Annotated in this window: 12 protein-coding genes; 4 read left to right on the top strand and 8 right to left on the bottom strand. The window is 61.5% G+C overall.

The annotated features are described in order from the left end of the window. Positions 1 to 26: 26 nt before the first annotated feature. From trkA to rsmB, 5 genes are read right to left on the bottom strand one after another with little or no spacing between them, the layout of a single operon-like run. Positions 27 to 1,406, bottom strand: a complete 1,380-nt coding sequence (gene trkA, locus V6F88_RS12205) for a Trk system potassium transporter TrkA (protein WP_332609767.1) — start codon at positions 1,404 to 1,406, stop codon at positions 27 to 29. Beyond that, a complete protein-coding gene (locus V6F88_RS12200; protein WP_046803151.1) occupies positions 1,403 to 2,095 on the bottom strand; it encodes a response regulator in 693 nt (230 codons plus the stop codon). Before V6F88_RS12200 ends, trkA begins: the two co-directional genes overlap by 4 nt. Positions 2,096 to 2,107: 12 nt before the next feature. Continuing rightward, the gene (locus V6F88_RS12195) at positions 2,108 to 4,429 is read right to left on the bottom strand and encodes a sensor histidine kinase (RefSeq protein ID WP_332609766.1); all 2,322 of its coding nucleotides are present in this window, start codon (positions 4,427 to 4,429) and stop codon (positions 2,108 to 2,110) included. Further along, positions 4,426 to 5,037, bottom strand: coding sequence for a DUF4390 domain-containing protein (locus V6F88_RS12190; RefSeq protein ID WP_332609764.1), 612 nt, complete (start codon positions 5,035 to 5,037; stop codon positions 4,426 to 4,428). The genes V6F88_RS12195 and V6F88_RS12190 overlap by 4 nt, the downstream gene beginning before the upstream one ends. An 18-nt stretch (positions 5,038 to 5,055) precedes the next feature. Then, positions 5,056 to 6,393, bottom strand: a complete 1,338-nt coding sequence (gene rsmB / locus V6F88_RS12185) for a 16S rRNA (cytosine(967)-C(5))-methyltransferase RsmB (protein ID WP_332609762.1) — start codon at positions 6,391 to 6,393, stop codon at positions 5,056 to 5,058. 94 nt (positions 6,394 to 6,487) lie between these two features. Between rsmB and V6F88_RS12180 the strand changes: the two genes are divergently transcribed. Continuing rightward, positions 6,488 to 7,120, top strand: coding sequence for a LysE family translocator (locus tag V6F88_RS12180; protein ID WP_332609760.1), 633 nt, complete (start codon positions 6,488 to 6,490; stop codon positions 7,118 to 7,120). A gap of 24 nt (positions 7,121 to 7,144) precedes the next feature. Here V6F88_RS12180 and V6F88_RS12175 read toward each other — a convergent pair whose 3' ends face one another. Beyond that, positions 7,145 to 7,645 (bottom strand): hypothetical protein, encoded by a 501-nt coding sequence (locus V6F88_RS12175; protein ID WP_332609759.1) that lies wholly within the window; start codon positions 7,643 to 7,645, stop codon positions 7,145 to 7,147. Between the two features lie 267 nt (positions 7,646 to 7,912). On the opposite strand from V6F88_RS12175, the gene V6F88_RS12170 reads away from it, so the two are divergent. From V6F88_RS12170 to V6F88_RS12160, 3 genes are all read left to right on the top strand, one after another. Next, entirely contained in the window at positions 7,913 to 8,302 is a 390-nt protein-coding gene (locus V6F88_RS12170) for a deaminase domain-containing protein (RefSeq protein WP_120157189.1), read from the top strand. A gap of 42 nt (positions 8,303 to 8,344) precedes the next feature. Next, the gene (imm2, locus tag V6F88_RS12165; RefSeq protein ID WP_332609756.1) at positions 8,345 to 8,698 is read left to right on the top strand and encodes an Imm2 family immunity protein; all 354 of its coding nucleotides are present in this window, start codon (positions 8,345 to 8,347) and stop codon (positions 8,696 to 8,698) included. Positions 8,699 to 9,021: 323 nt separating this feature from the next. Next, positions 9,022 to 10,461, top strand: coding sequence for a hemagglutinin repeat-containing protein (locus V6F88_RS12160; protein WP_332610257.1), 1,440 nt, complete (start codon positions 9,022 to 9,024; stop codon positions 10,459 to 10,461). Between the two features lie 119 nt (positions 10,462 to 10,580). Here V6F88_RS12160 and V6F88_RS12155 read toward each other — a convergent pair whose 3' ends face one another. After that, positions 10,581 to 10,937, bottom strand: a complete 357-nt coding sequence (locus V6F88_RS12155) for a DUF6984 family protein (RefSeq protein WP_314355329.1) — start codon at positions 10,935 to 10,937, stop codon at positions 10,581 to 10,583. Positions 10,938 to 11,125: 188 nt separating this feature from the next. Continuing rightward, complete coding sequence (locus tag V6F88_RS27910) at positions 11,126 to 11,578, bottom strand: DUF6862 domain-containing protein (RefSeq protein WP_442880307.1); 453 nt, start codon at positions 11,576 to 11,578, stop codon at positions 11,126 to 11,128. Positions 11,579 to 12,490 lie beyond the last annotated feature (912 nt).

The following is a 12,490-nucleotide window of genomic DNA, read 5'->3' as shown; positions in this document are numbered from 1 at the left end:
TTGGCGGAGCTTGATAAGTGCGGGCATCAGAAGAAGGACGCCGAAACTTGAAACAACTTTTCCACGCGCGGCATCTGCCGACGCGACGGCACGAAGACGATCACGTGGTCGTCCGTTTCAATGACGGTATCGGCGTCGGGCAGGATGATCTCGTCGCCACGCACCAGCGCGCCGATGCTGGCGCCCTTGGGCAGGCTGATCTGGCCCACCGGCCGCCCCACCACCTTGGACGTGGAACGGTCGCCGTGGGCAATGGCCTCAAGGGCTTCGGCCACGCCTTGGCGCAGGCGGTGCACCGCCGCCACGTCGCCGCGCCGCACGTGGCGCAGCAGTTCGCTCATCGTGGCTTGCGAGGGGGATACGGCAATGTCGATATGGCTGCCTTGCATCAGTTCGCCATAGGCCTGGCGGTTGATCAGCGCGATAACCTTGCGCGCGCCCAGGCGCTTGGCCAGCAGCGACGACATGATGTTGTCCTCGTCGTCGCTGGTCAGCGCGAGCCAGGTGTCCATGTCTTCAATGTTCTCGCGTTCCAGCAGGGCCTCGTCGGTGCCGCTGCCGTGCAGGACCAGCACGCTGTCGGGCAACTGGGTCGCCAGGTATTCACAGCGCTTCAGGTCGCGTTCGATGATGCGAACGCTGTATTTTTCTTCGGCCAGCTGGCGCGCCAGCCGCAAACCGATATTGCCGCCACCCGCGATCATGACGCGTCGCACGGCGCGCTCGGCGTCGCGCAACTGGCGCACGGCACGGCGCGCATCGCGCGAATCCACCACCAGCACGACCTCGTCGCCCGGCGCAATGACGGTGCCGCTGCCGGCCCGTAATGGACGCCCGCCCCGCAGCACGTCGATGACGCGCGCCTTGACGTCCGGCCACACGTCGCGCAGCTTGTCCACGGACGAATGCGCCATCGGGCTGCCATGCCCGACCCGCACGGTCACAACACTGACCCGCCCTTCAGCAAATTCCACGACCTGTAGCGCTTCGGGAAATTCAATCAGGCTATGCAGGTAGGTGGTGACGCTGCGCTCGGGGCTGATCAGGGCGTCGATGCAAAAACCCTCTTCGCTCATGAGTTCCGGGTGTTCCGGGAATTCAGCCGAGCGGATGCGGGCAATGCGGCGGGGGATGTTGAATAGCTGGCGGGCGATCTTGCACGCCACCATATTGGCGGCGTCAGAGGCCGCACAGGCGATGAACAGGTCGGTATCGGCAGCGCCGGCGGCTTCCAGCACCGACACTTGCGAGCCGTCGCCATGGACGACACGCAAGTCAAAATGTTCCTGCAGGTACCGAAGCTGCGTGGGATCGGTATCGACCACGGTGATGTCGTTTTGCTCGGACACCAGGTTTTCGGCCACGCTGGTGCCTACGCGACCAGCGCCCATGATCAGGATTTTCATGTGCTGCGCTTGCGCGCCGACTCGATGCCCAATTGCTTGAGCTTGCGATAAAGGTGAGTGCGTTCCAGCCCGGTGCGCTCGGACACACGCGTCATGCTGTGGCTTTCGCGTACCAGGTGATATTCGAAATAGATGCGTTCGAATTCGTCCCGCGCTTCGCGCAGGGGCTGGTCCAGCGAAATGCTGCCCAACTGGCCGTTGGACGTGACCGGCACTTCGTTGGCCGGCGCCGTCGTCAGCACCGGGGGGTCAAGCTCGTCTTCCAGCGCCACAGCCGGGCTGACAGCCGCCGGATGCACGGCGACGGGCGCCGGGTGCGGGGCGCGCCCACGAGCCAAACCTGCCGCCACGGTCTTGAGCAGACGTTGCAGCGTAATGGGCTTTTCCAGGAAATCCATGGCGCCGATGCGCGTCGCTTCCACTGCCGTGTCGATGGTGGCATGGCCGCTCATCATGATCACCGGCATATCGAGCAGCCCTTGCGAGCCCCACTCTTTCAGCAGACTTACGCCATCGGTGTCCGGCATCCAGATGTCCAGCAACACCAGATCAGGACGCATGCGAAGGCGAGCGGCGCGCGCTTGCGCCGCGTTTTCGGCCAGTTCGACCGTGTGTCCTTCGTCGTAAAGGATCTCCGACAAAAGCTCGCGTATACCAACTTCGTCGTCAACCACCAGAATTCTGGCCATAAAGCATCCCACCTATTGCGTAGCCGCATTATCCTTTTCTTGCGCGGTCGCGTCCATAGTGTCTGCCCCGGTGGTCAACGCCAACCGGGTCAACAAGATGGAAATCCGCGCCCCCCCTTCCTTGCGGTTAGCAAGGTCGATACGCCCGCCGTGCTCTTCAACGATCTTGCGCACGATTGCCAATCCTAACCCAGTCCCGTGGGACTTTGTGGTTACGTAGGGCTCGAAAGCGCGCTGCATCACCTGCGCCGGAAAGCCCGGCCCGGTGTCCGCAACGGTAAATCTCAAGGCCTGTTGGTCGGCCCGATCCGGCTGCTCGCTGCGCATCAACTGCGTCGTCACGCTGACCCGCCCCTGGCCGCCCGACTCGGCGATCGCGTCGCGGGCGTTGGACAGCAGGTTGTGAATGACCTGGCGCAGCTGGGTCGGGTCGCCCTCGATTTCGGGCAGCCCCGGCGCCAACGTCACATCCAGATTCAATGCCTTTTCCGTCGCGCGGGATGCGCCGCCGTCCGGCTCCCAGCCGTACAGCGACAGCACGTCGGCCACCAGCGCGTTGAAGTCGATGCGCTGCATGACGGCCGGCGGCGTCCGCGCGTATTCGCGGAAGTCGTCCACCATCTGCTTCAGCGAAGCCACCTGGTTGACGATGGTGTTGGTGGACCGCTGCACGATCTGCGCCTCGGCCGGTTGCAGCTTGCCTTCCAGCTTCATGGCCAGCCGTTCGGCGGACAACTGGATCGGCGTCAGGGGATTCTTGATTTCGTGAGCCAGGCGGCGCGCGACTTCGCCCCAGGCAACGGTACGGTTGGCGGAAATCACTTCGGTAATGTCGTCGAACACCACCAGATAGCCGTTGCCACGCCCGTCCACGCGCAGATGGGTGCCACGCGCTAACAGCGTCAAGGGCTGCGGCGCGGTGGGCGCATCGGCCTGGGCCGGCCCAATCTCAAACTGCTGCTGCCAGTGCTGGCGCTCGGAACCCACCGCCGCGTGCGTCGAGAACGCCTGCCGCACGATGTTCGCAAATTCCAGCATGCCGTCCACGGTTTCCAGCGGTCGGCCGATGACCGAACGCAGATCGACGCCCAAAATCGTCTGGGCGCCCTGGTTGACCGTCGTCACGCGGAACGACTCATCAAACACCAGCACGCCGGACGACAGGTTCGACAACACGCTTTCCAGATAGACGTTGGACCGCTCCAGCTGCTGACGATTGCTTTCCACCATGCGGCGCGCCTCGTCCAGCTGGCGCGTCATGGCATTGAACGACCGCGTCAGCTGGCCGACTTCGTCGCGTTCCGGGGGTTCGGGCAGCGGCCGGTAATCCCCCACGCCCACCGCCTGCGTGCCGCCGGCAAGACTCAGCAGCGGGCGCACCAGGCGCTTGGATAGGGACAGCGCCACCGCAATAGCGCCAAACGCGGCCAGCAGCAGCGCCAGGGTCAGGGTGATGCCGTACAGCTTGCGCAAACCCAGCCGCGACAAGGCCAGTTCCTGATAATCCCGAAAGCCCTGCTGCACCAGATTGGCGTTATGCGCAATCTGTTCCGGCACGGGCTGCAAGAGTTGCAGCCAGCGCGGCTCGGAGGTGGCGCCCAGCAGATTGTCGTAACGGTCGGGTCCCGTCAGCGGGATCACGACCCGCAAATGCAGCCCGCCCTCGGCGCCCGGGGTGACGGGATCGTCGGCTTCGGCCGCGGAATAGCCGCGCGACAGGCGCAACTGATTCATGACGGTGGACGGCGGCATCGCGGGCAGTAACTGGCCGTACTGGCTGGTGGAAAACGCCACCATGCGGCCACTGCCCGTGAAGACCATGGCCTCTTGCACGCCGTTGGCCTCGCGCAGACGGGTCAACGCCAGCGTCACGCCGCTATCGGTATTGCGATTCAGTTCGACGGCCATGGAGCGCGCCCGCGCGTCCAGGTCGGCCAGCAGCGAGTCCAGGGCAGCGCGGCCCAGGTTCAGGCCGGCTTCCAAGGCGGTATCGACCCGCACGTTGAACCAGGATTCGATCGAGCGGGACATGAACTGCACCGACACGGTGTAGATCAGCGCCCCCGGCACGACGCCAATCAAGGCGAAGGCCAACGAAAAACGCGCGGTCAACCGCGCGCCAAATTGCCGCCGCCGGATCTGGCGCGCCAAGCGCACCGTCAACGCCACCACCCAGATAAACAGCGCCAGCGCGAAAATGCCGTTCAGCACCAGCAACGTATCGTAGTAACGCGCAAAGCGCGACGCATTGCCCGTGGACCACGCCAGCAGGCCCAGCAACGCCAGGCCACTTACGGCCCCCACCATCAGGGCCAGCCGAAGCAATCGCCTCATGAGGGATCTTTCTCCTGGTCGCTCAACATGAACGAAAATTCCATCCAGGGCGTGCCTTGCGCCCACGAACTACTATTTAGCGCATTCACCTGGAACGGCCGGGGCAAGAGCGAGGTATCCAGGCGCAGCCTCAGCTGCCCGCCGTAAAGCACGCCGGCGTCAAAATCGGCGGCGTCCGCCACCGACCAGTTGCGGATATGGCGGATGACGCTCATGGCGTCGTCCAGTGAGGCCACCGGAAAGGAGAGTTCGCCGACCCCCGCGCGCCACTGCCGCGTCAGCGCGTTATAAACGACCCGCCAAGTGCGGGAGGTGTCCACCAGCGACTTGTCGAACCAATACCAGCGCTCTTGCGTCATGGTCAGGTCAGCCGTGAAATACAAGGGGACGCCGCGCTGGGCGGCGTCCCGCAACTGCTGATTCAATTCGAATTCGATGTCGGCATCGATCTCGAGCTTGCCGTTGCGTACCGCGGGCTCTACCCGCGTCACCCGGGGCTCGGCGGCATGAGCGTCGCCGCCCGGCACGGAACAAAGCAAGGTAGATACCAGCAACAACCCTAGAAATACACGCGAAATAGTGGACATACGACACCGCAACACCGTCATGCCCCTATTCTTGGTGATTCAGGACTGCTTGGCAAACAAGGCGTAGAAAAAGCCGTCATGTTGCTCGGCCGGTGTTGCTTCGAGCGCAACTGGCAGCAACTGACCCGGTGCATCCAGCCGCTGGGCCTCGGGGTGTCGTTGCAGGAATTCAAGCGCCTGGCGCGCCCCTTCGATCGGGAAAACCGAGCACGTCACATAGAGCAGCCGACCGCCGGGCGCCACGGTCTTCCACAGGGAGTCAAGGATCCTGGCCTGCAAGGTGGCGGTGCGACGTACGTCGTTTTCGCGACGCAACCAGCGGATGTCGGGGTGGCGGCGCACGATGCCCGATGCCGTGCAGGGCACGTCGGCAAGCACGGCGTCGAAGGGCTTGCCGTCCCACCAGGCGTCCAGGTCGGCCGCGTCAGCCGCCTCCAGACGGACGCGCTTGCCGGCCAGCCCCAGGCGGTCCAGGTTTTGTTCCACGCGTTCCAGCCGTTCGCCATCCGCGTCCAGCGCAAGCAGGTCGATATCGGCCAGTTCCAGCAGGTGCGCGGTCTTGCCGCCCGGCGCCGAGCAGGCGTCCAGCACACGCATGCCGTCAGTGGGCGCCAGCAGTTCGGCCGCCAACTGCGCACCCGCGTCCTGCACCGACCACCACCCTTCGGCAAAGCCGGGCAACTGTGTCACGGGTTTCGGGCTGCCCAGCACCACGCCGGCCTGACCGACGGGTTGCGCCTCCAGGCCCGCGTCCTGAAACGCCGCCAGCACCTGTTCGCGGCTGGCGCGCCGGCGGTTGACGCGCAACGTCAGCGGCGCCGGCACATTGGCCGATTCCAGAATCCGCTGCCAATCCTGCGGATACGCGATTCCCAATTGCTTGACCCACCAACCCGGGTGGTTCCACTGCGCCTCGGGGCTATCGGCCACCGCAGCCTCAAGGGCCGCCCGCTCGCGCAGGAAGCGGCGCAGGCAGGCGTTGAGCATGCCCTTGAACGACGCAAGGCTGCGCGTATTCGACGCCGCGGTCACCGCCTGGTCCACCACCGTGTGGGCCGCATAAACCGGCATGCCCGGCAACTGCGCGGCGGCCTCGCCCTCTTCTTTCAGCAGCGTCAGCGACACCAGCAGCATCGATTCGAACAACACGCTGGGGTAACGCTGAACCAACTCACGGCCCACGGCATCGGCCCAGCCCAGGTATCGCATCGCATGAAAAGATACCGCCTGGGTCGCCGGGCGCAAGGCGACGCTGACATCGGTTAACGCGTCCGTCAGGGAACGGCCGTCCAGCACACTCTCGACCACCCCCGCGCTGGAAAGAAGTACGGAGGAAAGCGGAGGGGCAAGATGGGGGGAGTCGGAACGCGTGGACATGGTGGGAATTCTGAGAATAAGACCGATATGGTAGCCGGACCTGGACGATTGGCGCTGGCCAGATCAAACTGGCCGCTGCCTAGGAGCCCGCTTTATGTCCACCGCCACCTTGCTGTTGTTCATCCTGGCCTCGGCCGTCGCCATCATCACCCCAGGCCCCACCACGCTGCTTGCCATGAGCAACGGCTCGCGCCACGGCGTGCGCGCCGCCAGCTGGGGCATGGCCGGCGCGGTACTGGCCGACTTGATTCTGGTCGGCTCGGTGGCTTCGGGTTTGGGAGTGGTGCTGGCCGCGTCTGAAGTCGCATTCCAGGTTATTAAATGGGTGGGCGCCGCGTATCTGGCCTATCTGGGCTGGAAGATGCTGCGGTCGGATGGCGCATTGGTATTGCCGTCCGCGGCTACGGATATAGAGCGACCGGCCGGCTTGGCGCTGGGAATGCGTAGTTTTCTGGTGGCGCTGACCAATCCCAAGGCGCTGTTATTCATGTCTGCGTTCTTGCCGCAGTTTATTGATCCTCAGGCACCGCTATTGGTGCAATACGCGATTGTGGCGGGGGTACTGGCCACGATTAATGTGCTGACGATGCTGGTTTATGCGGTGTTGGGTGCGCAGATGGTGCGGGTGTTCAGAGGGTCGGGGTTACGGTGGCTGAACCGAGTTTGTGGCGGCGTGATGATTGGGCTGGCGGGGATGCTGGCGGTTTATCGGCGGGGGGCGGGGTAGGTTTTGGGGGGGCGGAAGCTGCGGCTAGGATGGACCGCCGAGGCGGCTTGCATGGGGTCGTGCGCGTTGACTGGCGGCCGAGCTTTTCTGAAATGTCTTACGAGTTCCCTCCGATCGGAAGCGGAGTCCTGTCCACGTTGACGTTTTCGCATCCTTGTATTTCTTCACGGCGACGGGCTTGGTACGTACCGCGCCATTCACAACGACAAGCTCACGCAGGATCGCACTCGGATGCCGATAAAGCGTCTCATAGTCCTTTCCCGCCTCAAGAACCGCAGTAATCGCATCGCCGAATACCGAGCTATACATAGATACGCCAATTGCATTCGGGTGGCCCCACCCGCCGCCACGTGAGTAGACGTCAATAGAGATTCCTGTCGTGACGACGTACTCGGAATAGGACTTTTCACCAATGGCCAGCAAGAGCATGCCGATCACTGTATTGCTAATCGCGTTCCTGCCCGCAACCAGAAAGCCCGATACGTCCACCAGAACTGTCAGCCCAGTTAAGACCGCTAACAACATCGAATAACGCGGCCACTACTCTCTGACGACATTTTCACCGCGCAGAAACGAAATTTTCTACTGGCAGCATTCGACCACTTGGCCAATTATTTCTCGAATTTGTTCTTCTTTAAAAAAACCTTGGGCCTGCAATGCCTGCTCAGTCTCCCGATACCAGTCTCCAAACGTGTCCTGCTTTTCGTGGCTATTCCTGCGCCAACAATACGTACAACATCTCCGTGCGTAACGCCAAAAAAACCGCGCCTGTGCTAGTGCTTCACGGCCAACATGGCTTTGAAAGCACCTTCCTTAGGGGCTTCAAAGAACTCGCTGTTCTCGGGGAAAGATACAAGCGCATTGCTGTCGTCCAAAAATACGGATTCCACATTTAAATTCGCCGTAACAATCTTGTCCGGCGAGGCGGGTAAGGGACTTATTGGCTTCGGTAACGGACTCTTCACCGCACAAACGGTACCCAACAAGGCCGGAGACATGGTTCATCGTGGGATGAACACCGAATATAAAATTTTCGATAATATTGCCGGCCACCAGGGGAATAATACGTCGATACGAGGAACAGTAAATATACTGACGGAAAGGGCTGCTTGTGCGAGTTGCCTTAATGTTGTCGAGCAGCTCAGGGCAAAGTATCCGAATGTCGAAGTAAATATTTTTTGACGATCAAGGAGTTATGCTCCGTCCGCCAAGGAAGACGCAGTGATGGAAGAACGTGTGACCTATGGTGAAATGCGGGCCTGGTTTTTAGGTTGTTATTACGATTATTGCAGGACCAAGATTGGTCATGGGGGTGCGTGGGTCGAGGGCGAAAGCGAAGTGGGCTATGCCTATAGTGAGCTTGAGAACTCGTTTGATATGCCGATTGAAAAATTAATGCTAGAGGTTTTGGCTCTTGTGCTTTCGGCCGGGAGGTCTTCGGAGCATGTCAGAAATTACCACATGCGTATTATCGGAGAACTGCTTTCCGAAATAGATATATCCTCTCTTTTGGATGGTTTGCCATTTGAGGAGGCGACGGAGCTGAGGTCCGATCTTAAATGTTTTGGCTTATATTAGTTGCGAAAATTCGCGTAATTAAACAGATGCGGATGGTGTTTGTGTCGGGGGGGGTATGTATCAACCTGTGTGTTCTCATGGGGAACTCGGCACCGCAGGTGGTTTTGAGCTTTACGCAATTGCAATGTCTCTGCTTCAGTCTCTGGCGGATTGTCGAGATCACTTTTCGTCCGCGCCTAGCAGGGGCTGCGACTTTTTTTCCGGCGCGCGGCTCCAGCGTCGCCTCACAATACGCCTCCTGAAGGTCTTGATTTGGCGCTCGTACTGCTGGCGCATGTCCTGTTGGAGTTGAGTCGGCTGCTTGGGGGCAGGCTCGACCAAGAATTGCAAGGGGCCGGGCCGGCTGCGACCTGACGATCATCGCGGCGGGCAAGGCCGATCAATCCGACATCGTCGTGGCCGGCTCCGACCTGGCCGCGGGCCGCAACATCCTGCTGGACGCACAGGGCGACATCCTGCTTGCTGCCCAGCAGAGTACCGCCAGCCAGAAGACTGACGGCAAGAGCGGCAATGCCAGTGTCCGGGTGGGCTTTTCGATCGGTGGAACCCAGAACGGCGTCAGTCTCAACCTGGGGGCAGGCGGCGATGGCCGGGATACGAAGTGGAACAACACTCATGCCCAGGCCGGCGGCAACCTGACCATGAACTCCGGCGGCGACACGCTCTTGCGCGGCGCGCAAGGCAGCGCCGACTGGATTATGGCGACGGTGGGCGGCAACCTTGTTGTCGAAAGCCTGCAGGACATCAGCCACTACGCCGCACGCGACCGCAGCGTGGGCGTGCAGGTAAGCCCGCGCATACCGCCCCTGTGCTACGGCGCCAGCTCGGTCAGCGGCAACTACGGCCACAGCAAGATCAACAGCCGGTACGCCAGCGTCACGGAACAGACGGGCCTGTGGGCAGGCGACGGCGGCTTCCAGATTGATGTGGCGAAGAATACGGGCCTAGTCGGTGGCGTCATTGCCGGCAGTGACAAGGCGGTCGTCGATGGCAAGAACGTCCTGGCCACCGGCGCCCTGACCAGCCGCGACGCCAAAAGCCGCGCCAGCTACGAAGGGCAATCCGTTCAGTTGGGCGGGGGCGTGAGCTTTGGCGGCGGCAAGGATGGCGGCAAAAGCGGCGGGAAGGACGCTGGCAGGGACCAGAGCAATATCGGCGCCGACGGCAAGGGCGAGGTCGCAGGCGGAAGCAAGGCGACGCCGAACTCGAAGCTGGCCAGTGCTAACGGCCTCAGCATGGGCTTACCCGTCGTCATGGGCGTCAGCGGCCTGTCCAGCTCTGCCACGCTTGGCGGTATCAGCGGCGGAACGGTCGTTATTCGCGACGAGGCGGGGCAGAAGGCGCAAACAGTGCACACGGCGGCCCAGGTGATCGCCGGACTGAACTGCGGCACCAAGGATACGTTGAACAGCCTGGAGCCGATTTTTAATGAGAAGGAGATTCGGGCCGGGTTCGAGATCGTGGGGGAAGCTGGCCGGCAAATGAGGCAGTTTTTGGTGAATCGGGGCAAGGAAATTCAAGACGCGAGGGAGCGTTCAGTTGCGCTGCTTGAACTGAGTCAATGCTCGGCGCTGCTGCGGCGGCTTTCGATACAGCACAAGCCGGGTTTGCACTGGGCAAGAGCGGATCATTTGTTGTTCGCCAAAATCCTTAGGGCGAGAACTGGCGGTTGCATGATCCGCCGTGCAACGCCGCCACGGCCCGTCGCCCGAACGCAAAAACGTGCGCCCGCGGATGCGCCCCACCCAGTACCAGCCTGTTGATTCAGATAGGTGCAAATTTTTTGCGATTCACTAATAATTAATAGCGTTACTTTTTAGTCACAAGCAACCATCTTGCGTAAATAAAATTAGAAAATTAATCCATACCGCTCTTTTTGCCGCTACGAAGCGCCATACAGTTTAAGTGTTTTCCAGTCGGGATCGACCAGATCACCATCACCCCAGCGAATCAGCTCCAACTCCAAAAGTCGACCATTCTGATCTGCGAAAAGGAGCAGGCCCACTCTTGTCCCGTCCCTGTCTAATAACTCGCCCTCAACCCCAAAAGAGTGCTGTCCAGCATACGGCGGGCGGTCATAGCCAGCAATGCTAAATTTTATTACCGAGTGATCCGGCAGCACTGAATGCGCCGTGGCAAGTTCAAGGTCACCCAGAAGCTGACGTTGATTTTCTAACGGCAGCAAATCTGCAATCGCACGGATCACATTCCATTCACACTCAGTCAGCGAGCGCATCATTATTTCACCGGAAAAATTGTTCCGACATTCGCCGTGCCATTAGGTAATAGCGTGACCCGGTATTCCACGAGAACGCCATCAATTGTCATTCGCCCGCTAATAGGGGCATTGGTGATCATGTTTGGCCGCATCGTGTTTACAGCTTCCGCAACCTGAGCCTCAGCGCGTACCACGTTTACGCCCATCGCCTAGAGTCTAGGAGCATAGTGAGATGTCCTGAAGGTCGTCGATCCCACCGCAGTCGCTGGCGCACTTCCCTGCGCCGCGAGGAATGCTTGCGCTTTTGCGGCGGCGGCATTTGCTCGAAGCGTCGTAATAGCTCCGCCCAATGCGAAGCCGGTCGCATCAATCGCCCAAGCCTCCGCAACGCTCGCGGCAAGAGTGTAATGGAACGTTCCATCCCTAGGATCAGGCGTGACTAGGATGAAAGGCGAATCCGCAGGAACTGCAGTTAGCTTTCCCTGTTTATCGAAGAGCACCACATTGCCGCTCGCCGCCACCAATCGCACCGCAGCACGGCACAACGAAGAAGCAGCGATGACACATGCGCTCGCCAGCTCTTTGTCCCTCTGATCGGATATGCCGGCAAGCTCGCGCGCCCGGGCGCAGCTCTCAGGATTTCCAGGACCGCAAGAAGCAATCGCCGCATCAAATTGCCTTTGTTCGAACGCCCTGAAACCCTCGGATTTTGTCCGAAGTAGTTGTTCTCGGTCTCGATCTGGGCGGCCAGTGTCGCGACAGCCCTATCTCCACCGAGTGCTGCATTAAGGCCGGCGACGAGACTAGCGACCAATTTGACCCGCGCCTGGATCTGGGCGCTTGCGGCTTCCTTTTGCGCTGTGGTCGCCTTCGAGCCCTCTGCCGCGTCTATCATGCGGTTGGCCTGCACCGCTTGATAGGCGGCCTGCCCGACCCTGACGGCTGCCCGCTGGCAGCTCGGCGTCGTTGCACACTTAGCCGCCGCCGCGCCAACCGCAGGGATTGCGAGCTGCGCCCCGTTCTGCGATGTCCCCAGCCCCGCCGCGGTACCCGCCGTGGCCGCACCCGGTCCCGCAACGCTCGCTATGCCCGCCACCAGACTTGTGACCAGATTGCGCCGCGCTTCGACTTGCTTGGAGGTTAGGCCCTCGGGCGAGGCCATCAGGCTGTTGAGGATCCCGCCCGCGCTCGCGCCCAAGGCGCCCGAAGCGCAGGCTGCACCCTGGCCTGCGGCGCCCGCGCATCCCACGATGCCGTGCAACGCCGCGCGTGCAGCCTCCGCTCGCGGATCCCTGCCTAGGCTATCGGCGATCTGCTTGACCTGAGCGGCCCCAAGGCCTTGAAGGTAGTTCACCGCGGCCGACTGCACGAATGCGCTGGTCGATCCCGTGACGTTTGCGCCGGCCGCGCCCGGCAACGCTAACAAGACCAAGCCATACTTGCCGCCTGCCTCCAATCCTGAGTGCGCTGCACTTGAGCCATGAGCGCGCTTATGCTTGCCGCGTCGTTGGCACCGCCGGTCTTGATCGCGTCGGATAGCGCCTTCTCTCATTAAAGGACGGCGACCTATTCGT

The organism is Achromobacter sp. ESBL13, from assembly GCF_036668755.1.
GTDB lineage: Bacteria > Pseudomonadota > Gammaproteobacteria > Burkholderiales > Burkholderiaceae_B > Achromobacter.
Note: the sequence above shows the minus strand (reverse complement) of the source record. Positions and strands in the feature narration are given on the sequence as shown.

Coding starts and splice junctions, on each gene's coding strand:
- trkA (WP_332609767.1), bottom strand. CDS start 1,406: ATGAAAATCCTGATCATGGGCGCTGGTCGCGTAGGCACCAGCGTGGCC.
- V6F88_RS12200 (WP_046803151.1), bottom strand. CDS start 2,095: ATGGCCAGAATTCTGGTGGTTGACGACGAAGTTGGTATACGCGAGCTT.
- V6F88_RS12195 (WP_332609766.1), bottom strand. CDS start 4,429: ATGAGGCGATTGCTTCGGCTGGCCCTGATGGTGGGGGCCGTAAGTGGC.
- V6F88_RS12190 (WP_332609764.1), bottom strand. CDS start 5,037: ATGACGGTGTTGCGGTGTCGTATGTCCACTATTTCGCGTGTATTTCTA.
- rsmB (WP_332609762.1), bottom strand. CDS start 6,393: ATGTCCACGCGTTCCGACTCCCCCCATCTTGCCCCTCCGCTTTCCTCC.
- V6F88_RS12180 (WP_332609760.1), top strand. CDS start 6,488: ATGTCCACCGCCACCTTGCTGTTGTTCATCCTGGCCTCGGCCGTCGCC.
- V6F88_RS12175 (WP_332609759.1), bottom strand. CDS start 7,645: ATGTTGTTAGCGGTCTTAACTGGGCTGACAGTTCTGGTGGACGTATCG.
- V6F88_RS12170 (WP_120157189.1), top strand. CDS start 7,913: ATGGCTTTGAAAGCACCTTCCTTAGGGGCTTCAAAGAACTCGCTGTTC.
- imm2 (WP_332609756.1), top strand. CDS start 8,345: ATGGAAGAACGTGTGACCTATGGTGAAATGCGGGCCTGGTTTTTAGGT.
- V6F88_RS12155 (WP_314355329.1), bottom strand. CDS start 10,937: ATGATGCGCTCGCTGACTGAGTGTGAATGGAATGTGATCCGTGCGATT.